At 66.5% G+C, this 20,621-nt stretch carries 17 protein-coding genes and 1 pseudogene; 10 read left to right on the plus strand and 8 right to left on the minus strand.

Features of this window, described 5'->3' with window-relative positions; genetic code table 11:
• The first annotated feature begins 51 nt into the window (after nucleotides 1-51).
• From CCUG20998_RS24245 to CCUG20998_RS24260, 4 genes are all read left to right on the plus strand, one after another.
• The gene (locus CCUG20998_RS24245; RefSeq protein ID WP_117406493.1) at nucleotides 52-2,385 is read left to right on the plus strand and encodes a copper-translocating P-type ATPase; all 2,334 of its coding nucleotides are present in this window, start codon (nucleotides 52-54) and stop codon (nucleotides 2,383-2,385) included.
• 36 nt (nucleotides 2,386-2,421) lie between these two features.
• A complete protein-coding gene (locus CCUG20998_RS24250) occupies nucleotides 2,422-2,997 on the plus strand; it encodes a DUF5134 domain-containing protein (RefSeq protein ID WP_020730766.1) in 576 nt (191 codons plus the stop codon).
• A 21-nt stretch (nucleotides 2,998-3,018) separates the two neighbouring features.
• Nucleotides 3,019-4,110 (plus strand): CAF17-like 4Fe-4S cluster assembly/insertion protein YgfZ, encoded by a 1,092-nt coding sequence (ygfZ, locus tag CCUG20998_RS24255; RefSeq protein WP_020730765.1) that lies wholly within the window; start codon nucleotides 3,019-3,021, stop codon nucleotides 4,108-4,110.
• Nucleotides 4,111-4,268: 158 nt separating this feature from the next.
• Nucleotides 4,269-4,448, plus strand: coding sequence for a DUF3073 domain-containing protein (locus CCUG20998_RS24260; protein ID WP_011738758.1), 180 nt, complete (start codon nucleotides 4,269-4,271; stop codon nucleotides 4,446-4,448).
• A gap of 93 nt (nucleotides 4,449-4,541) precedes the next feature.
• On the opposite strand, the gene purM is transcribed toward CCUG20998_RS24260, so the two are convergent.
• The 3 genes from purM to CCUG20998_RS24275 form a co-directional block, all read right to left on the minus strand.
• Nucleotides 4,542-5,645, minus strand: coding sequence for a phosphoribosylformylglycinamidine cyclo-ligase (purM, locus tag CCUG20998_RS24265; RefSeq protein WP_012396410.1), 1,104 nt, complete (start codon nucleotides 5,643-5,645; stop codon nucleotides 4,542-4,544).
• Nucleotides 5,646-5,708: 63 nt separating this feature from the next.
• A complete protein-coding gene (gene purF / locus CCUG20998_RS24270; RefSeq protein ID WP_015357281.1) occupies nucleotides 5,709-7,235 on the minus strand; it encodes an amidophosphoribosyltransferase in 1,527 nt (508 codons plus the stop codon).
• A 138-nt stretch (nucleotides 7,236-7,373) separates the two neighbouring features.
• Entirely contained in the window at nucleotides 7,374-7,763 is a 390-nt protein-coding gene (locus CCUG20998_RS24275; RefSeq protein ID WP_012396412.1) for a sterol carrier family protein, read from the minus strand.
• Nucleotides 7,764-7,782: 19 nt separating this feature from the next.
• Between CCUG20998_RS24275 and CCUG20998_RS24280 the strand changes: the two genes are divergently transcribed.
• The 3 genes from CCUG20998_RS24280 to CCUG20998_RS24290 all read left to right on the plus strand — a co-directional run bounded on the left by CCUG20998_RS24280 (nucleotide 7,783) and on the right by CCUG20998_RS24290 (nucleotide 12,120).
• On the plus strand, nucleotides 7,783-8,988 hold the full coding sequence (locus CCUG20998_RS24280) for an MCE family protein (protein WP_020730763.1): 1,206 nt from the start codon (nucleotides 7,783-7,785) through the stop codon (nucleotides 8,986-8,988).
• 54 nt (nucleotides 8,989-9,042) lie between these two features.
• Complete coding sequence (locus tag CCUG20998_RS24285; protein WP_020730762.1) at nucleotides 9,043-10,299, plus strand: HAD family hydrolase; 1,257 nt, start codon at nucleotides 9,043-9,045, stop codon at nucleotides 10,297-10,299.
• A 222-nt stretch (nucleotides 10,300-10,521) separates the two neighbouring features.
• On the plus strand, nucleotides 10,522-12,120 hold the full coding sequence (locus CCUG20998_RS24290; protein ID WP_020730761.1) for a stealth family protein: 1,599 nt from the start codon (nucleotides 10,522-10,524) through the stop codon (nucleotides 12,118-12,120).
• Here CCUG20998_RS24290 and CCUG20998_RS24295 read toward each other — a convergent pair.
• From CCUG20998_RS24295 to purL, 3 genes are read right to left on the minus strand one after another with little or no spacing between them, the layout of a single operon-like run.
• The gene (locus CCUG20998_RS24295; protein WP_036456716.1) at nucleotides 12,065-13,021 is read right to left on the minus strand and encodes a 3',5'-cyclic adenosine monophosphate phosphodiesterase CpdA; all 957 of its coding nucleotides are present in this window, start codon (nucleotides 13,019-13,021) and stop codon (nucleotides 12,065-12,067) included. The genes CCUG20998_RS24290 and CCUG20998_RS24295 overlap by 56 nt on opposite strands.
• A 51-nt stretch (nucleotides 13,022-13,072) precedes the next feature.
• Nucleotides 13,073-13,732 carry an Rv0804 family intramembrane glutamic endopeptidase gene (locus CCUG20998_RS24300; RefSeq protein ID WP_099052666.1) on the minus strand — a complete coding sequence of 220 codons (660 nt, stop codon included), beginning with the start codon at nucleotides 13,730-13,732 and terminating at the stop codon, nucleotides 13,073-13,075.
• Complete coding sequence (gene purL, locus CCUG20998_RS24305; protein WP_036456714.1) at nucleotides 13,720-16,017, minus strand: phosphoribosylformylglycinamidine synthase subunit PurL; 2,298 nt, start codon at nucleotides 16,015-16,017, stop codon at nucleotides 13,720-13,722. The genes CCUG20998_RS24300 and purL overlap by 13 nt, the downstream gene beginning before the upstream one ends.
• A gap of 97 nt (nucleotides 16,018-16,114) precedes the next feature.
• Here purL and CCUG20998_RS24310 point away from each other — a divergent pair, with 97 nt between their 5' ends.
• Nucleotides 16,115-16,765, plus strand: a complete 651-nt coding sequence (locus tag CCUG20998_RS24310; protein ID WP_020730758.1) for an acetyl-/succinyl-CoA transferase — start codon at nucleotides 16,115-16,117, stop codon at nucleotides 16,763-16,765.
• A gap of 18 nt (nucleotides 16,766-16,783) precedes the next feature.
• Here CCUG20998_RS24310 and CCUG20998_RS24315 read toward each other — a convergent pair.
• Nucleotides 16,784-17,132: pseudogene (locus CCUG20998_RS24315) on the minus strand (VOC family protein).
• A gap of 24 nt (nucleotides 17,133-17,156) precedes the next feature.
• The gene (locus CCUG20998_RS24320) at nucleotides 17,157-18,449 is read right to left on the minus strand and encodes a M18 family aminopeptidase (RefSeq protein WP_020730755.1); all 1,293 of its coding nucleotides are present in this window, start codon (nucleotides 18,447-18,449) and stop codon (nucleotides 17,157-17,159) included.
• 10 nt (nucleotides 18,450-18,459) lie between these two features.
• Here CCUG20998_RS24320 and CCUG20998_RS24325 point away from each other — a divergent pair, with 10 nt between their 5' ends.
• Both CCUG20998_RS24325 and CCUG20998_RS24330 read left to right on the plus strand, forming a co-directional pair.
• Entirely contained in the window at nucleotides 18,460-19,509 is a 1,050-nt protein-coding gene (locus CCUG20998_RS24325; RefSeq protein ID WP_051173419.1) for a Dyp-type peroxidase, read from the plus strand.
• A complete protein-coding gene (locus CCUG20998_RS24330; RefSeq protein ID WP_012396423.1) occupies nucleotides 19,506-20,312 on the plus strand; it encodes a family 1 encapsulin nanocompartment shell protein in 807 nt (268 codons plus the stop codon). Before CCUG20998_RS24325 ends, CCUG20998_RS24330 begins: the two co-directional genes overlap by 4 nt.
• Nucleotides 20,313-20,621 lie beyond the last annotated feature (309 nt).

The following is a 20,621-nucleotide window of genomic DNA, read 5'->3' on the forward strand; positions in this document are numbered from 1 at the left end:
GCCTGCACCGCCGATGCCACGGTCACCGTGGTGTCCGCGGCGGCCGGACGGATGCGGGTGCATGCCAATGGGTTTGCGATCGACGCCACCCGGGCTGCCGCGATCGAGGAGTCGGTGGGCAGGGTCGGCGGTGTGCGTGCGGTCCGCGCCTATCCGCGAACGGCATCGGTGGTGATCTGGTACTCACCCGCCCACTGCGACACCGCCGCCATCGTGTCGGCGATCGCCGAGGCCGAGCACGCGGGTGACGCATCGGCGCCCGCGCCCGCCGGCCGTGCGGCCAGCGTCGCCGACGGCGGCGTCGTGGGCAGGGTCATCGGCGGGCTGGCACGAGCGCTGCTGGGTATGCGCACCGACGACAACGACGACGACCCCCCGCCGGAGATCGCGCGACTGCGCGCGGCGTTGGATCGCATCGGCTACTCGCCGGAGCAGGACACCGCGACTCAGCTGTCGCCGAGTGAGCAGGCCCGGAGCGGAATTCGCTTCTGGTCGCGGCGGGCCTGGTTGGCGTGGCCGTTGGGTCTGCTGGCCTCTGGCTTGACGATGTTCTTCGGCGCATACCCGTGGGCGGGATGGCTGGCGTTCGCCGCGACCATACCCGTGCAATTCATCGCCGGGTGGCCGTTCCTGGTGGGGGCGGTGCAGCAAGCGCGGGCCCGCTCGGCGAACATGAACACGCTGATTTCGTTGGGCACGCTGACCGCGTTCATCTACTCCACCTATCAGCTGTTCGCCGGTGGCCCGCTGTTCTTTGACACCGCGGCGCTGATCATCGCGTTCGTCGTGTTGGGCCGCTATTTCGAGGCCACCGCCCACGGCAAGACCCGGGAGGCGATCAGCAAGCTGCTCGAGATGGGCGCCAAAGAGGCCCGGCTGATCGTGGACGGCGAGGAACACCTCGTGCCGGTTGACCGGGTGCAAGTCGGAGACCTGGTGCGGGTCCGGCCCGGGGAGAAGATCCCGGTCGACGGAGAGGTGATCGACGGGCGGGCAGCCGTCGACGAGTCGATGCTGACCGGCGAATCCGTTCCGGTCGAAAAGGGAGTCGGCGACCGGGTTGCCGGCGCCACCGTCAACACCGATGGGCTGCTGACCGTGCGCGCCACCGCTGTCGGCGCCGATACCGCGCTCGCGCAGATTGTGCGCTTGGTCGAGGAGGCGCAAGGCGGCAAGGCCCCCGTGCAGCGGTTGGCCGATCGGGTCTCGGCGGTGTTCGTGCCGGTGGTCGTCGGCATTGCCGCCGCAACCTTTGCCGGGTGGACGCTGCTCGCCGCCAACCCGGTGGCCGGCATGACCGCGGCCGTCTCGGTGCTGATCATCGCCTGTCCGTGCGCGCTGGGCCTGGCCACGCCCACGGCGATCATTGTCGGCACCGGCCGGGGTGCGGACATGGGGATCCTGGTCAAAGGCGGCGAGGTCCTGGAGGCTTCGAAAAAGATCGACACCGTCGTGTTCGACAAGACCGGAACCCTCACCCGGGCCCAGATGGAGCTCACCGATGTCATCGCCGGAAAGCGGCGCCAACCGGATGCGGTGTTGCGCATCGCCGCCGCGGTGGAGTCGGGTTCCGAACACCCCATCGGGGCCGCGATCGTCGCCGGCGCACGTGAGCGGGAGTTGGAGGTTCCGCCCGCCACCGAGTTCACCAACCTGGCCGGGCATGGGGTCCGAGGCGAGGTTGGCGGTAAGTCCGTGCTGGTCGGGCGGCGCAAGCTGGTCGACGAGCAACACCTGCGGCTGCCCGAGCAGCTGGCCGTGGCGGCCGCGGACCTGGAAGAGCGCGGCCGCACCGCGGTATATGTCGGCCAAGATGGCCAGGTTGTGGGTGTGCTCGCGGTGGCCGACACCGTCAAGGACGACGCCGCCGACGTGGTCCGCCAGCTGCACGCCATGGGCCTGCAGGTCGCGCTGATCACCGGCGACAACGCCCGCACGGCCGCCGCGATCGCGGCTCAGGTGGGCATCGACCGGGTGCTCGCCGAGGTGTTGCCGGCGGACAAAGTCAACGAGGTTCGGCGACTGCAGGACGAGGGCCGCATCGTCGCGATGGTCGGTGACGGCGTCAACGACGCCCCCGCCCTGGTGCAGGCCGATCTGGGCATTGCCATCGGCACCGGCACCGATGTGGCCATTGAAGCCTCCGACATCACCCTGATGTCGGGGCGCCTCGACGGTGTCGTTTCAGCGATTGAGCTGTCGCGGCGCACACTGCGCACGATCTACCAGAACCTGGGCTGGGCTTTCGGCTACAATACCGCCGCGATCCCACTTGCCGCACTCGGCGTACTGAATCCCGTCGTGGCCGGCGCCGCAATGGGGTTGTCCTCGGTCAGCGTGGTGACCAATTCGCTGCGGTTGCGCCGCTTCGGCCGCGACGTGTGACGGCGACTTGCATCCCCACCGATCCCGAATCACCGCATGATTCACGACCTGACGCTGCGTTGGGTGGTGACCGCGTTGTTCGCGCTGTCCGCGGCCGAATGCGGCCTGCCGATCATCACCGTGCGCCGGCCGTGGACGCTGGTCGTCGGTCATGGGCTGCACTTCGCGATGGCCGTTGCGATGGCAACCATGGCCTGGCCCTGGGCCACCCGGCTGCCGACCACGGGGCCTGTCACGTTTTTCCTGCTGGCGACCGTGTGGTTCGCGGTGATGGCACTGCGCGCAGCCCCAACGACCGCGGTACGGGTGCGGTATGGCTATCACGCGATCATGATGCTGGCGACAGCCTGGATGTACGCCGTCATGTCAATGCCGGGCACAGCCATGACCGCGATGAACATGCCGGCTACCAGCGGGGCACCGATCTGGTTCAGCGCGGCCAATTGGCTGGGTACCGTCGGCTTCGCGGGCGCGGGGGCGTTCTGGATATTGCGGCGCCTGTCCGACCGGCGGCGGGGCGCGCCACGGTACAGCTGGCTGGGCGACTCGGTTCAGGCGATGATGGCCGGCGGGATGGCTGTCTTGTTCTTGGCCATGCTTTTTCCGATCTAGGCCGCTCCGTAGAGTTGTGGTGTGTCCGCAGTTCCCGCTCCTGATCCTGGTCCCGACGCCGGCGCAATCTGGCACTACGGCGATCCGCTCGGCGAACAGCGCGCCGCCGAAACCGGCGCCGTGCTGGTGGACCGCTCGCATCGAGCCGTGCTCATCCTCACCGGAAAAGACCGCCAGAGCTGGCTGCACAACATCTCCACGCAGCACGTCAGCGAGCTACCCGAGGGGGCCAGCACCCAGAATCTGAGCCTGGACGGACAGGGCCGAGTCGAAGACCACTGGATCCAGACCGAGTTGGGCGCAACCACCTATCTGGATACCGAACCCTGGCGCGGCGAACCGCTGTTGAACTACCTGCGCAAGATGGTGTTCTGGGCGGAGGTGACCCCCGACACCGCAGACCTGGCGGTGCTGTCGTTGATCGGGCCGCAGTTGTCCGACCAAGCGGTGCTCGACGCACTCGGTCTCGATGCGCTGCCCGCGGACCTGATGGCGGTCCCGTTGCCAGGCGGCGGCTTCGCCCGCCGGATGCCGTCGAGCGCCGGCCAGATCGAACTGGATCTGCTGGTGCCGCGTGGCGACACCGCCGACTGGAAGCACCGCCTGACGCAGGCGGGGGTCCGACCGGCCGGCATCTGGACCTACGAGGCGCATCGGGTGGCGGCCAAGCGCCCGCGGCTGGGCGTCGACACCGATGAACGCACGATTCCCCATGAGGTCGGCTGGATCGGCGGCCCCGGCATCGGAGCCGTGCACCTGGACAAGGGCTGCTATCGGGGCCAGGAGACGGTCGCGCGGGTACAAAACCTGGGTAAACCGCCCAGGATGCTGGTCCTGCTCCATCTGGACGGTTCCACGGACCGACCGTCCACCGGCGACTCGGTGTTAGCCGGCGGGCGTTCGGTAGGACGGGTGGGAACGGTGGTCGATCACGTGGACCTCGGACCGGTTGCCTTGGCCTTGGTCAAGCGGGGGCTGCCCGCCGACACCGCGCTGATGACCGGCGCCGAAGCCACCATCCCGGCATTGATCGATGCGCAGTCTCTGCCACCGGCGGACGAAGTGGGCGCCGGAAGGCTGGCTCTGGACCGATTACGGGGCAGTGCGCGATGATTCCCTGTGACGTCCGCCATTCTGGCCGGGCCCGCTGGCAGGGTGCCCCACGCGCGCTCGCGCGGCACGGTAAGCTGTCCGCAGGACAATAACGACACTAAGAGATCGGAGCCGCCTACTTGTTAGGCCGCTCCGTTATTTCGCGAGGGGGTTCCCCCATGGGCCGCGGCCGGGCTAAGGCAAAGCAGACCAAGGTTGCTCGAGAACTGAAATACAGCTCCCCGCAGACCGACTTCCAGCGGCTTCAGCGCGAGCTGTCGGGTGCAAGTCCCGACACATCCGACCAAGTGGACGACACCGAAGACTCGTGGGACGACGAGGAGAGCTGGCGCCGCTAGGCGCACAGGTCGGTTTCCCGCTGACATTCCAACCCTAGGGTTCGGTCGCCACCGGCTACGCCGGTGGCGACTCCGCCCTAGGGCTTGTGGTTTCTAGAATCGCGGGTGCTGGCCCACCAGCGTGGCACGTGGACCCTCTTTGCCACCCTTGCAGACGGTGCCCAGCACCCAGCAGTCCAGGTGGCGCGCGGTCAGTATGGCCAGCGCCCGGTCGGTGTCTTCAGGGGCTACGACGGCGATCATGCCGACGCCCATGTTGAAGGTCTTTTCCATCTCCTCGCGCACCACCCGGCCGCGCTGGGCAATCATCGCGAACACCGGCGCGGGTGTCCAGGTGCCGCGGTCGATCTCGGCGACCAGCCCATGCGGGATTACCCGCTCCAGGTTGCCGGCCAACCCGCCACCCGTGACGTGACAGAACGTTCGGACATGCGTCTCAGCGGTGAGCGCCAGACAGTCCTTGGCATAGATCCGGGTGGGCTCCAATAGCTCTTCACCCAACGTGCGGCCGAACTCCTCCACATAACCGGCCAGATTCATCCGGTCGATCTCCAGCAGGACGTTGCGGGCCAGCGAGTAACCGTTGGAATGCAGCCCCGACGAGCCCATCGCGATGATGACGTCGCCGGGTTTGACGCGTTCCGGCCCCAGCACGTCGTCGGCTTCGACCACACCCACCCCGGTGGCCGAGATGTCGTAATGGTCGGGTGCCATCAGCCCGGGATGTTCAGCGGTCTCACCCCCCAGCAGGGCGCAGCCAGCGCGCACACAACCCTCAGCGATGCCGCTGACGATCGCGCTGACCCGTTCCGGCACGGTCCGGCCGACCGCGATGTAGTCCTGCAGGAACAGTGGCTCCGCGCCACACACCACCAGGTCATCGACCACCATCGCGACCAGGTCAAGACCGACAGTGTCGTGCTTGTCCATCGCCTGCGCGACCGCCAGCTTGGTGCCGACCCCGTCGGTGGAGGCGGCCAGCACCGGTTCGCGGTAGTCGTTGCGCAGGGCGAACAATCCGGCAAATCCGCCGAGCCCGCCGCGCACCTCGGGTCTGGTGGCCCGGGTTGCCAACGGCTTGAACAACTCCACGGCTCGGTCGCCGGCTTCGATGTCCACACCTGCCGCCGCGTACGTGACGCCTTGGCTGGCTGGGCCTCTTCCGGAGCTTTCTGGACTTTTTTCGGGATCCGTCATCGCGATAAAGGCTACCGGGCGGCGCTCACCGCCGGTATCGGCAACTCTCGCGCCGCGCACATCTCAGTGCCCGATGGGTACTTCGTCGGTCGCAACGTCGCCCAGCTCGGCTCCGCGCGCCGCGTTGGCGAGCATGTGCTCGATGACGTTCTTGCCCAGGGCGGTCTCGCCGGGCAGCTCGATCGGGTACTTGCCATCGAAACAGGCGGTGCACAGCCGGGAGATCGGTTGCTCGGTGGCCGCTACCAATCCCCGCAGCGAGATGTAGCCCAGCGTGTCGGCGTTGATCACGTGACGCACGGCTTCGAGCATCTCGTTTTCGTCCTCGACGGCGTTGGCGATCAGTTCGGCCGGCGAGGGGAAGTCGATGCCGTAGAAACAGGGCCACTTCACCGGCGGCGAGGCGATTCGCACATGCACTTCGACGGCACCGGCCTCACGCAACATCCGCACCAGGGCGCGCTGCGTGTTTCCCCGCACGATGGAGTCGTCCACGACGATCAGGCGCTTGCCGCGGATCACCTCTTTGAGCGGGTTGAGCTTCAACCGGATACCGAGCTGGCGGATCGTCTGTGACGGCTGGATGAACGTGCGCCCGACATAGGCGTTCTTCATCAGCCCTTGTCCATAGGGGATGCCGGATTCCTGCGCATAGCCAACCGCGGCAGGGGTACCCGACTCCGGCACGCCGATCACCAAATCGGCCTCGACCCCGCGCTCCTGGGCCAGCCGACGACCGATCGCCACCCGGGCGGCGTGCACGGACCGGCCGTTGAGCATGCTGTCCGGGCGTGCCAGGTAGACGTACTCGAAGACGCAACCCTTGGGGGTGGGGTTGGCGAAGCGGGTGGACCGCACCCCGTCGGCATCGATTGCCAGCAGCTCGCCCGGTTCAATGTCACGCACGAACGACGCACCGACGATGTCGAGCGCGGCCGTTTCCGATGCCACCACCCAGCCACGATCGAGCCGGCCCAGCGACAACGGCCGCACCCCGTGCGGGTCGCGGCAGGCATACAGCGTGTTTTCGTCCATGAAGGTCAGACAAAAGGCACCACGCACCGTCGGCAACAGCTCCAAGGCGGCCTGCTCCAGACTGGAATCGGCGGCGCCGTGGGCCAGCAGTGCGCCCAGGATGTCCGAGTCCGTCGTGGCGGGCGCCGAGGATCGGTTTCCGATCAGTCCCTCGTCCCGGGCGCGCGCTGCAAGGGCGGCCGCGTTGACGAGATTGCCGTTGTGACCCAATGCAACTCCGGTGCCCGCAGCGGTATTGCGGAAGACGGGCTGGGCGTTTTCCCAGGTCGTGTCGCCGGTGGTCGAATAGCGGCAGTGCCCGATGGCGACATGCCCCTGCATGGCTGCCAGCGTCTGCTCGTCGAATACCTGACTGACCAGGCCGAGGTCCTTGAAGACCAGCACTTGCGAGCCGTCGGCGACGGCAATGCCTGCCGCCTCCTGGCCGCGATGCTGCAGCGCGTAAAGGCCGTAGTAGCTGAGTTTGGCAACATCTTCGCCCGGGGCCCAGACCCCGAATACACCGCATTCTTCACGAGGCGCGTTGAAGTCTTCTTCGGACTGCTGTGCGGTCACGGTTTGGCGACTCCCTGGGGCGCGGTTGGTGACGAGTAAGAGTCTACGGCCACCATGGCCGTGGGGCCGAATCAAACCTGCGTTTTCCTTTTGGCCATCTTCCGCGTTGAACAATAATCACAGGCCAGGACATAAAATTCAGCCGAGATCAATCAGCGGCAGCCAGTGTCCGATTTCATCTGCCCGCGAACCGGACAAAGTCAACGCGCCGGTCGCCGTCGCCTCGGACAACCTCAACAGCCCCGTGGCCACCAACAACCACGTGCGCGGATCGGTTTCGACGACATTGGGCGGAGTGCCGCGGGTGTGTCTGGGCCCGGGAATGCACTGCACGGCGACAAAAGGTGGGATCCGGACTTCGACGGCCGCGCCGGGTGCCACCGCACCCAACGTGCGCGCGGTGAGCCGAACCGCCGTTGCCAGCGCGGTGCGGCCCGGCGCTGGATGGGATTCGTCGCGCAGCCAGTCCGCAATCTCCAAGACAATCTGGCGGGTCTTTGCCGGATCGGTTCTATCGCGGGCGGCCATACCTTAGGGTCTCAGAATCATGGACCCGCGATCGCGGCCGCCCTACAAGATCATCGGTCTAGCGGCCCTGATGGTCTTGGTGTTCTTCGGTGCGATGTTGTACTGGCAGTTTCGTGGGACGTTCATCCCCAAGACTCGATTGACCATGATTGCTCCGCGGGCCGGTTTGGTAACCGATCCGGGCGCGAAGGTCACGTTCAACGGTGTGCAGATCGGCCGGGTGTCCAGCATCACCGAGGTCACCCATGACGGCGCGCCAGCGGCCAGATTCGCGTTAGACGTCACGCCGAAGTACATCGGGTCAATTCCGGCCAATGTGTCGGCAACCATCAAGGCGACGACCGTTTTCGGCAACAAATATGTGTCCCTGACCTCGCCAACAGACCCGGCACCGCAACACATCACGCCGGCCCGTGTGATCTACGCGACCTCGGTGACCACGGAATTCAACACGCTGTTCGAGAATGTGACGGCGATCAGCGAGAAAGTCGATCCGGTCAAGCTCAACCTGACGCTGAGCGCGGCCGCGCAGGCCCTGAGCGGCCTGGGCGATCGGTTGGGCACCGCACTGGTCAACGGCAACGCCATCCTCGATGACGTGAACCCCCTGATGCCGCAGGCGCACCGCGACATCAGGGGGCTGGCGGCGCTGGGTGACATTTATGCCGACGCCTCAGCGGACCTTTGGGATGCCGTCGACTCCGCGGTGACCGTCGCGCGCACGGTCAACCAACGACGTAGCGATTTGGATGCGGCGTTACTGGCATCGGTCGGTTTGGCCAACAACGGCTCGGAGGTGTTCGAGCGGGGCGGCCCCTACCTGACCCGCGGCGCCGCCGATCTGGTGCCCACCGGCCAGCTGCTCGACGAGTACAGCCCGGAGATCTTCTGCACCATCCGCAACTACGACGAGGTCGCCCCCCGGATCCGCAACGCGCTGGGCTTCAACGGCTACTCGCTGGGAGCAGCCTCATCGGGCGCCATATCGGGTGCGCCGAATCCGTATATCTATCCGGAGAATCTGCCGCGGGTGAATGCGCGGGGCGGCCCCGGCGGGCGACCCGGGTGCTGGCAGACGATCACCCGCGACTTGTGGCCCGCTCCGTATCTGGTGATGGACGTCGGCGCGAACATGGCGCCCTACAACCATCTCGAGATCGGACAGCCCCTGCTCAACGAATATGTCTGGGGACGTCAGTTCGGTGAGAACACCATTAACCCCTAATGTTGCGATCACCGAAACCCACCGTGCGAGAGACGAGCGATGAGACTTTGGCCTGTGCGGGTACTTGCTGCTGCGGCGATGCTGGGGCTGGCCGGTTGTAGCGGCGGCGGCGATCATTCGGGCACCGCTTCGACCAGCTCGACCGGGACTGCCTGCCGGACGCTGGCCGCCGATCCCGGATGGTACGGCGACAATCGGGACCGGATCAACGAGATGATCGGCCGGCTCGGCAGCTGCGGCAAGTCCGGTTCGGTGGCCGACGGGGCTCCGGTGGCGTTGTTCGACTGGGACAACACCATGGTGCGAAACGACATCGGCAACGCGACATTGTTCTGGATGATCCGCAATTCCAAGGTGCGTCAACCCGCGGCCGGCGACTGGACCAGCACCAGCCCTTATCTGACCCCGCCGGCGGCCGCGGCCCTGGCCGCGGCCTGTGGCGGCCTCGCGGCGCCCGGCCAGCCCTTGCCGACCGGCTCCGAAACCGGATGCGCCGACGAGCTGATTTCGGTGTACACGAGCGAAAAAACCCGATCCGGGGCGGCCGCATTCGCCGGGTTCAACCATCGGCGCATGCAACCCGCCGATGCCTGGGCCGCGCAGTTATTGGCTGGCTGGACCGAGGCAGAGATCACCGGATTTGTCACCGCGGCCCGGCAGGAGAACCTGGACGCGGCCGAGAATGCCGAACAGACGGTGGGCAGCACTCAACAGATCGCCTGGGTGCGTTACTACTCGCAGATGCGGGACCTGGTGGCAACCTTGCAGGCCAACGGATTCGATGTGCGGATCATCTCCGCATCGGCCGAGCCGGTGGTGCGGGTGTGGGCGGCGGACGTGGGTATCGCCGCCGACCACGTGATGGGTGTTCGCACCGAACACGACGGCGAGGTGCTCACGGCGCGCCTGGCCCAGTGCGGCGGTGAGCCGTCGATCCCCTTCAACGAAGGCAAACGGTGCCGGGTCAACGAGCAGGTTTTCGGGGTTGCGGGGCCGGCCGCGTTCGACCAACTCCCCGAACAGCGCCGCCAATCGTTCGCGGCCGGAGACTCCAACGGGGACGCCACGTTCCTCACCGACGCCACCGCGTTGCGCCTGGTGATCAACCGCAACAAGATCGAGCTGATGTGTCGCGCCTACGCGGACGCCGACGGGCGCTGGCTGGTCAATCCGATGTTCATCGACCCGCTCCCGGCACACCCGCCGTATCCCTGTGCGACCCAGGGTTTCGACGATCCGGATGGCAGCCGGGCGCCGCTGCGGCAACCTGACGGCAGCGTCGTCGCCGACCAGCCGGATCGGGCGCACTGAAACAACGCCTCAACGAACCCAACATCATAGGTCATGCCGGAAACGGTGAGGTGTCCGGCAGATGTCGGCAAAGTGCTAAATCGTCTGCGGCGCAGTATTTGTCGACGCAGCTAAGGGTACCCGGAGCTGCTCGGTGCCGCCGGGCTCTCTCGCACTGCGGGGGCGCCGGAAGTGTGAGATCCTCGCGGTGCCGAAATCACTCTTACCTAAGGCGGTGTTCCGATGCCCAAGATCCCTTCACGTGACGGCAGTCGGCCCGCCGCGCGCGGCCTGGCGCCCATCATCGTTACCCGGGGCGGCAAGATTGCCCGCCTGGAATCGAGCCTCACTCCCCAAGAGGCACAGATCGAGGACCTCGTCTTCCTGCGAAAGGCGTTGAACCGGGCCGGCATTCCATTCCTGCTGATTCGCAATCACAGCGGCCGTCCGATTCTTGCGGTCGACATACAGTTGCGTCCCGCCCTCGAACGCGCTCTCGCCGCGGCGTGTGCCACCGAACCGATGTACGCCAAAACGATTGATGAGAAAGGAATTTCTCCCGTCTTGCTGGCTAATGGCCACCTTTCCAGGGTGGCCGATCCGCAAATTCTGCGTTTGTATCGCCGGCGGATTGCGCCGGGCGGATTTCGTTATGGCGCAATGTTTGGTGTCGAGATCCAATTCTGGGTCTTCGAGGAAACGCTCATCCGGTGCCCGATAGAAAACTCCCTCACCCGCAAGATACTGCCGCGCGACGAACTTTCGCCTTCGTCGGTCAAACTATATGGATACAAGTGGCCAACGCTGGATGGGATGTTCACACCTCATGCCAGCGATGTGACGTTCGACATCGATCTGGTGTTTTCCTGGGTGGACGGCAGCGACCCGGAATTCCGGGCCCGACGCGCCGCACAGATGTCGCAGCACGTGGTGGGAGAAGGCGACGACGCCGAGGCGCGGATCCGTCAGGTCGACGAGCTGAAATACGCGCTGCGATCAGTGAACATGTTCACGCCGTGGATCCGTCGCATTTTCATCGCGACGGATTCAACCCCACCCCCGTGGTTGGCTGAGCACCCGAACGTCACGGTGGTGCGCGCCGAGGACCACTTTTCCGACCGGGCCGCATTGCCGACCTACAACTCGCACGCGGTGGAGAGTCAGCTGCACCATATCCCCGATCTCAGCGAGCACTTTCTGTATTCCAATGACGACATGTTCTTTGGCCGGCCACTCAACGCCAGCATGTTCTTCTCCCCTGGCGGCGTCACCCGGTTCATCGAGGCCAACACACGGATCGGGCTCGGGGCAAACGATCCGACTCGCAGCGGCTTTGAAAACGCGGCCCGGGTGAACCGCCAGCTGCTGTTCGCCCGATTCGGTCAGGTGATCACCCGTCACCTCGAGCACACCGCCGTGCCACTGCGCAAGAGCGTGCTCGTCGAGTTGGAGCGGGAGTTTCCGGAGGAATTCGCGCGCACCCAGGCCAGCGCCTTCAGGTCCGGCACCGACATCTCGGTGACGAATTCGCTGTACCACTACTACGCACTGATGACCGGCAAGGCCGTCCAGCAAGAGAAGGCCAAAGTCCTCTATGTGGACACCACCACCCGCGCCGGGCTCGGCCTACTTCCCGAATTGCGCAGGCGCCGCAACTATGACTTCTTCTGCCTCAATGATGGCAGCTTCCCCGAAGTCAGCGGCACCGAGCGGGCGGAGCGCGTGGTCGATTTCCTGGAGCGCTACTTCCCCATCCCCGCGCCATGGGAAAAGGTTGCCGCAGATATCAATCCGCAGGACTTGGCCGAACCGATGGCGTCAGCACCATCGGAGGGTGGCTGAACAGCGAATCCCGCCGTGACGGCTCGATGAACATCCCGCTTTCGGCAATCTGCCGTTTCGCCTGCGCGGGCGAGACGAAGGTGCCCACGGTTTTGCCGGTACCGATCGGAATCACCGAGTGCACCACGGTGTCGGGGTACACGTGCACCAGGTTGCAGGCCTGCGCCGCGTCTCGGCCCCGGGTTCCCCCGACCTCAACGGTAAGATCCTGGGTGTAGCAGGTGGCCGAGGCCACCGAGACCGGGATCCCCACGAAGGTGGCGTTGGTCGAGTAATGCAGGTGGCCGGCCAGAATGGCCCGGACATCGCTGCCCTCGAGCACCCGTCCCAGCCGGGCTTGGTCGCGCAGTTCCACCGTTACGGCCAGGTCCAGGACGCTGGGAATCGGCGGATGATGCAGCGCCAGGATGGTGCCGTGCGGTGCGGGGGTCTTCAGCTCTTCAGCGAGCCATCTCAATTGGGAATCCCGGACCTCGCCGTAGTGATGCCCGGGCACCGAGGTGTCCAGCGTGATGATCCGCAGGCCGTCGATCATGGTTACCCGGTCCAGCGGCGCCATCGACGGGGCCTCGTCCAGCAGGAACCTGCGCAGGGCGGCCCTGTCGTCGTGGTTGCCCATCACCCAGATCAGTTCGGCGTCCAACTCGGCGGCGAAAGGTTCGACCACCGCGCGCAGCTTGCGATAAGCCGCCGCTTCACCGGTATCGGCCAAGTCGCCGGTGAAAATGACCGCATCAGGGCTCGCCCCTGAGTGCTTGAGCTGTTCAAGTAGTTCAGCCAGCCTGCTGTCGGCGTCTACCGCGCCATAGAGAGGGTCATCCCCTCCGACAAGATGGGTGTCGCTGATATGCAGAAGAACGTAGTCCGGCCGCGGATGCTCCGCGGCCCTAAGTCTGTGCACCTGGGGTGCCAAGCCTCTCGGTCGAGTCGTTTGCTGCGAAAAGCCAGCGTGTCAAGTATAGCGGCGCCGCGGCGTGATTTCGGCACCGTTGATCCAGCGACGCTGGACCGTCAGCGCCGCAACCGCCCCGGCCTCGTTGATCGCCAGGTGCAGCACCATCGGTGCCGCCAGGCTGCCGCTGCGCTCTGCCAGCCGCCCGAATAGCCAGCCGGCCAGGCCGGTGACCAGCACCGTAGGCACCGGCGGCGCACCGGTCGCGCGCGCATCGGCGACGTGGGACAGACCGAAGGTGGCCGCCTGTAGCAACCGCCCACCGACGTGACCAAAACCTCTGGTGCCCATGGTGGCCAATGCCGCACGAAACGCCGCCTCCTCGGCCCAGACCGTCCCGAACGGAATCTGCAGCCCGAGCCAGCCCGGCACCGATGCGGGCAGGTCGCGTTCGGACATCGACAGGCGCACCATCGTCACCGGAGTCGTCGCCGCGATCGCGGTGGCCACCGGGGCGGCGGCCACCGCGCCCAGTCGCAGCCCGGCCCACAACCGGGGCGGCGCAAGCCCCAGTGGTGCACGGGTCACCAGCACAAGTACGCCACCCAAAACGGCCTGCAGCGCCACCCGCCACCGCGCCGGCAGCCGCGGACTGGCCAGGCTCCAGCCGACCAAGCCGGCGGCCAGAGCCAGCGCGCGCAGCCGACTTACCCGAAAAATCTCGGCAGCACCGCCTCAGACGTCGCGCGCAGTTCGGCCAGCGAGACCGTGAACAAGCCCTGCACCTCGATGTCATCGGATGCCTGGTCGACGACCCCGATACGCACCGCGGGCAATCCTCGCGCTGCACACATGGCCCGTAGCCGGCTCTCTTCGGTGCGCGGCACCGCCACCAGCACCCGGCCGGCCGATTCGGAAAAGAGCATGACAAACGGGTCGGCGTCGTCGGGAAGCACAATGCGGCAGCCGGTTTCACCCGCCAATGCCGATTCGACGATGGCTTGGGCCAGTCCGCCCTCGGACAGGTCGTGCGCCGCGGAGACCAGCCCGTCCCGCGATGCCGCGCGCAGCACGTCAGCCAGCAGCTTCTCCCGCGCCAGATCGACCGCGGGGGGCGTGCCGCCCAGGTGCTCGCCGGTGACTTGCGCCCAGATCGAGCCGTCCAGCTCGTCTCGGGTATCGCCCAGCAGCATCAGGGTTTCGCTGGGCTCAGCGCCCATCGCGGTGGGGATGCGACGAGTGACATCGTCGATCACGCCGAGCACCCCGACCACCGGGGTGGGCATGATCGCCGTCGACCCGGTTTGGTTATAGAAACTGACGTTGCCGCCGGTCACCGGAATTCCCAGCGCCACACAACCATCGGCCAAGCCGCGCACCGCCTGGGCAAACTGCCACATCACGCCGGGATCCTCGGGCGAGCCGAAGTTGAGGCAGTTGGTCACCGCCACCGGGGTCGCGCCGGTCGCGGCGACGTTGCGGTAGGCCTCGGCCAGTGCCAGCTGGGCACCGGTGTAGGGGTCAAGCAGGGTGTAGCGCCCCGAAGCATCGGTCGACAACGCGATACCGCGACCGGTGGCCTCGTCGATACGCAGCACGCCGCCGTCCGCATGTTCGGCGAGCACCGTGTTGCCGCGCACGTAGCGGTCGTACTGCTCGGTGATGAACGCGCGACTGCACAGGTGCGGACTGCCAAGCAGCGCAAGCAGAGTCGCGCGCAGCTCGTCGCCGGTAGCCGGGCGGGGCAGGCTCTTCGACGAATCGGCGTTGAGCGCATCCTGGGTGTCGGGGCGGGCGACCGGACGCTGGTACACCGGGCCCTCGTGGGCCACCGTGCGCGGTGGCACGTCCACGACCGTCTCGCCGTGCCAGGTGATGCGCAACCGGTCGCCCTCGGTGACCTCACCGATAACCGTGGCCAGCACGTCCCACTTGCGGCACACCGCCATGAACGCGTCCACGTTCTCCGGCGACACCACCGCGCACATCCGTTCCTGCGACTCGCTGCAGAGCACCTCGGCGGGCGTCATTTCCTTGGCGCGCAGCGGGACGGTTTCCAGGTTGATCGCCATGCCGCCATCCCCGGCGGAGGCCAACTCCGATGTGGCGCAAGACAACCCTGCGCCGCCGAGGTCCTGGATGCCGATCACCAGTCCGCCCGAGTAGAGCTCGAGACAGCACTCGATGAGCACCTTTTCCATGAACGGGTCGCCCACCTGGACCGACGGCAACTTCTTGCGCGCGCCCTCGCCCTCGCCATCGGAGCTGAAGGTGTCCGAGGCCAGCACCGACACCCCGCCGATGCCGTCCAGGCCGGTCCGCGCGCCGAACAGGATGATCTTGTTTCCGGCGCCGGAGGCGAACGCCAGGTGCAAGTCCTCTTGACGCAAGACGCCCACGCACAGCGCATTGACCAAGGGGTTACCGGCATAGCACGCGTCGAAGACCGTCTCGCCGCCGATGTTCGGCAACCCCAGCGAGTTGCCGTAACCGCCGACACCGCGGACCACACCGTCGAGCACCCGGCGAGTGTCGGGGGCATCGGCGGCGCCGAAGCGCAGTTGGTCCATCACCGCGATCGGCCGCGCACCCATCGCCATGATGTCGCGGACGATGCCGCCGACACCCGTGGCCGCACCCTGGTAGGGCTCGACGTAGGAGGGGTGGTTGTGCGATTCCACCTTGAACGTGACGGCCCACCCGTCACCGATGTCGACGACGCCGGCGTTCTCGCCGATCCCGGCCAGCATCCCGGCGCGCATTTCATCGGTGGTGGTCTCGCCGAAATAGCGCAAATGGACTTTGGAGGACTTGTAGGAGCAGTGCTCGCTCCACATCACCGAGTACATGGCGAGCTCGGTGTCGGTGGGCCGACGGCCCAGGATGTCACGAATCCGCTGATACTCGTCGTCTTTGAGGCCCAGCTCGTGAAACGGTTGCGGCTGGTCGGGGGTGGTGGCGGCATGTGCGACTGTGTCAGTCTGGTGGCTGCGAGCGCTCGTCACGCAGACAGTCTAGAGTCCCGGGCCGCATCGCTCCCGCCGGAGACCCGCGGCAGGAAAACCGGCTGACAGCGGTCGGCCTGGTCAACATAATGGGGCGATGTCTCGTCACTGGCCGCTGTTCGATCTGCGAATCACGACCTCGCGCCTACAGCTGCGACTGCCCACCGAAGAGCTGTGCGACCAGCTGATCGACACAATTCTGGACGGCGTGCACGAGCCGGACCGGATGCCGTTTTCCGTCCCCTGGACCCGAGCCCCTCAGGCGGAGCTGCCGTACAACACCTTGTCCTTCCTGTGGCGGGAGCTGGCGGGATTCAGCCGCGATGACTGGGCCCTGCCTCTGGCCGTCGTGGTCGAGGGTCGGGCCGTCGGTGTGCAGGGCTTGCGCGCCAGCAACTTCCCGATCGCCGGCGAAGTCGAATCCGGATCCTGGCTGGGACTGTGTCACCAAGGAAACGGCCTTGGCACCGAGATGCGGGCGGCAGCATTGCATTTCGTGTTCTGTGAGCTTGGAGCCCAGGCCGCTACCTCGGCAGCGTTCGCCGACAATCCGGCCTCGATCGCGATATCCCGACGTCAGGGCTACCGGGAAAACGGCGTCGACCGAGTGGCGCGAGAGGGCGCCGCGGCACAGCGGGTGCGCTTCCGGTTGACTCGTGACGACTGGCTGCGCCAGCGCCATGTCGAGGTTCGGGTTGAGGGGTTTGACCGCTGTCGAGAGCTGTTCGGCGTTTCGCGCGCGGCCTGACCGTCGATGGGCGGTGCGCTACTGGCCGACGACGCAGAAGACGTTGCCCTCGGGATCGGCCATCACCACCCACCGGAAGTTCTCCCCGAATTGGTGCCGCTGCACCTCGGTCGCTCCGGCGGCCGCCAGCCGTGACACTTCACCGTCCACGTCGGCGGCCGAAAAGTCCAGGTGCACCCGGTTTTTTTCCGGGTGTTGGATCGGGCACCTTCTGAAATCCGAGCCGCGGCCCCGCCGGACGCGTCACCGCGATGAACTCGCCGGGCAGCAATTCGTGCGCCGTCCCGCCGAAGTGCTCGGCCCACCAGCCGGCCAGCCGGGCGGGATCACTGCAGTCGAAGGTGACCATCTCGACACTGAGCGTCATGCCAACCGAGTCTATTGCCGCCCACTATTCGGGCACGTAGAACGCCCGTAGCGCTGCCGAATACGCCGCCACGTCGGCGGCGCCCATCAGCTCGCGCGCGGAGTGCATCGCCAGCTGCGCGGCACCCACGTCCACGGTGGGGATACCGGTGCGGGCCGAGGTCATCGGCCCGATCGTCGACCCGCACGGCAGGTCGGCCCGATGCTCGTAACGTTGCAGATTGACACCGGCCTGCTGACAGGCCAGCGCAAAGGCCGCGGCTGTCCGCCCCTCGGTGGCGTAGCGCAGATTGGGGTGCACCTTGAGCACCGGCCCCGCGTTGACCGCGATCTGGTGGCTGGGCTCATGGCGCTCGGGGTAGTTGGGATGAGTGGCGTGCGCCATGTCCGCGGACGCCAGCAGTGAAGCCGGCAACAGCCGCAACAGGTCTTCCCGGACCCCGCCACCGGCCAGCACGATCCTTTCCAGCACCGTGTTCAGCAGGTTGGACTGCGCGCCGTGGTCCGAGGTCGAGCCGACCTCCTCGTGGTCGAAGATCGCCAGCACGGGCAGCACCTGGTCCGATTCGGCGGCCAGTAGCGCTTCCAGTCCCGCGTAGCAACTGGCCTGGTTGTCCAGCCGCGGCGCGCTGAGCAGGTCGGCGTTGGCACCGATGACCGCGGCCGGGATCAGGTCATGGGTCATCAGATCGGCCGCCAGCACATCACCCTCCGCCAGGCCGGCGCGCTGGGCGACGTAGCCGAAAAAGGAACCCCGCTGCGCACCGACGCCCCATACCGCGTTGACGTGCCGCTGGGGATCCAGCGTGAGCGACTTGCGATCCTCGGCCAGGTGGATGGCCAGCTGAGGTACCCGCAGGATCGGCTCATCGATCCGGACCAGCCGGTGACTGATGCCGCCGCGAACACCGGGCGCCCGCACCGAGAGCCGCCCGCTGACGCCCAGGTCGCGGTCCAGCCAGGAGTTCAGCCACGCTCCCCCGTACGGTTCGAGCGCCACCACCTGCCAGCCGGCGACCAGCCGATCCGGGTGCTGTTTGACCCGCAGGTTCGGGCTGTCCGAGTGCGCCCCGACAATCCGAAACGGTGCCTGCGCGGTCCCGACGCCGCCGCTGTCCCAGGCGACCAGCGAACCGGCTCGAACGGTGAAGTAGCGGCCCGGTTGCTGCGGCCAGCGGTCTATCTCACTCAGTTCGGTGTACCCGGCATCCAGCAGACGCCGGGCCACCGTGGCGCACAGATGAAACGGGGAGGGCGACGCGTCGATGAACTCGCCGAGGCCTCGAGCGGTGGCTGAAGTTGTGGGCGCATCGGACATGCTCAACATCATGGCTGTTGGGGACTGCGGGATTCACGCTAGGGTCGGCAGGGTGCCTTCGGTTCAGCCGCAACCCATCCTCGCGCCCCTGACGCCAGCCGCAATCTTTTTGGTGGCCACCATCGACGCCGGCGGCGAGCAGACCGTGCATGACGCGCTGACCGAGATATCCGGATTGGTGCGGGCCATCGGATTCCGCGACCCCACCAAGCACCTGTCGGTGGTGGCCTCGATCGGCTCCGACGCGTGGGATCGGTTGTTCTCCGGCCCAAAGCCGGCCGAACTGCATCCGTTCGTCCCGTTGACGGGACCACGCCACAACGCGCCGGCCACACCGGGGGACCTGCTGTTGCACATCCGGGCCGAAACTATGGACGTGTGCTTCGAGCTGGCCGGCCGAATCCTCAAGGCGATGGCCCCAGCGGTCACCGTCGTCGACGAGGTGCACGGCTTCCGCTTTTTCGACAATCGCGATCTGCTGGGCTTCGTCGACGGCACCGAAAACCCCGGTGGCGCAATCGCGATCGGCGCGACCACCGTCGGCGACGAGGATCCCGACTTTGCCGGCTCCTGCTATGTGCACGTACAGAAATATGTGCATGACATGGGGTCATGGGACTCGCTGTCGGTCACCGAGCAGGAGCGGGTGATCGGCCGGACCAAGCTGGAAGACATCGAACTCGACGAGAGCACCAAGCCGGCCAACTCGCACATCGCGCTCAACGTCATCACCGACGAGGACGGAGTCGAACTGAAGATCGTTCGGCACAACATGCCGTTCGGCGAGGTCGGCAAGGGCGAATACGGCACCTATTTCATCGGATATTCGCGCACTCCCACCGTCACCGAACGGCTGCTGCGCAACATGTTTCTCGGCGATCCGCCCGGAAATACCGATCGCGTGCTCGACTTTTCCACGGCGACAACCGGCGGGTTGTTCTTCTCGCCGACCATCGATTTCCTCGACGATCCACCGCCCTTGCCGCTGGCACCGGCGGCCGTCCCAACCGCGGACGACGGCTCACTCTCGATCGGCAGCCTGAAAGGAACCTCCGAATGAACAACCTCTACCGCGATCTGGCACCGGTCACCGAAGCCGCTTGGGCCGAAATCGAATTGGAGGCCACCCGGACATTCAAGCGCCACATCGCGGGCCGTCGGGTGGTCGACGTGAGCGACCCCGGAGGTCCGGTCACCGCGGCAGTGAGCACGGGCCGGCTGATCGATGTGAAGGCTCCTACCGACGGGGTCATCGCCCATCTGCGGGCGAGCAAGCCCCTGGTGCGACTGCGGGTCCCGTTCACCTTGTCACGCAACGAGATCGATGATGTCGAACGCGGTTCCCAGGACTCGGATTGGGACCCGGTCAAGGCGGCCGCCAAGCAGCTGGCGTTCGTGGAGGACCGCACCATCTTCGAGGGTTACGGCGCCGCATCGATCGAGGGCATCCGCAGCTCCAGCTCCAACCCGCCGCTCACGCTGCCCGAGGACCCGCGCGAAATCCCGGACGTCATCACCCAGGCACTGTCGGAACTGCGGCTGGCCGGCGTCGACGGACCCTACTCGGTGCTGCTGGCCGCCGACGTCTACACCAAGGTCAGCGAGACCACCGAGCACGGCTATCCCATTCGTGAGCATCTGAACCGGCTGGTCGACGGTGACATCATCTGGGCGCCGGCCATCGACGGTGCGTTCGTGCTGACCACTCGCGGCGGGGACTTCGACCTGCAGTTGGGCACCGATGTCGCGATCGGGTACACCAGCCACGACGCCGACACCGTGCAGTTGTACCTGCAGGAGACGCTGACCTTCCTGTGCTACACCGCCGAAGCCTCGGTCGCGCTCAGTCCGCACTCGGGATAGCTGACGGACCGACGGCGGACCACGAGCCCGGCGCCGCCTGGGGTTTCCCAGCTAACTTGCAGCCGGCGAACAGCGCCAGCTGCGACTGACTGACTATCACTGGATACAACCGCGCGGCCCGAAACCTCCGTGGCCGGGCGCCACACCCACTACGGCTCGCCACCGATCTAGCACGACGCTGGAAGGTAGCCAAACAGTCGTGCACCGCCAACGAGAGGTACGAAGCTGACGTGCTAGGCCCGGACCAAATACCTTCGGAGAAATGGGACTTGCCGCCGACCGTCACACCCAGCGGCGAGCGCTTCGGCC

The sequence above is a fragment of the Mycobacterium marinum genome, assembly GCF_003391395.1.
Classification (GTDB): domain Bacteria; phylum Actinomycetota; class Actinomycetes; order Mycobacteriales; family Mycobacteriaceae; genus Mycobacterium; species Mycobacterium marinum.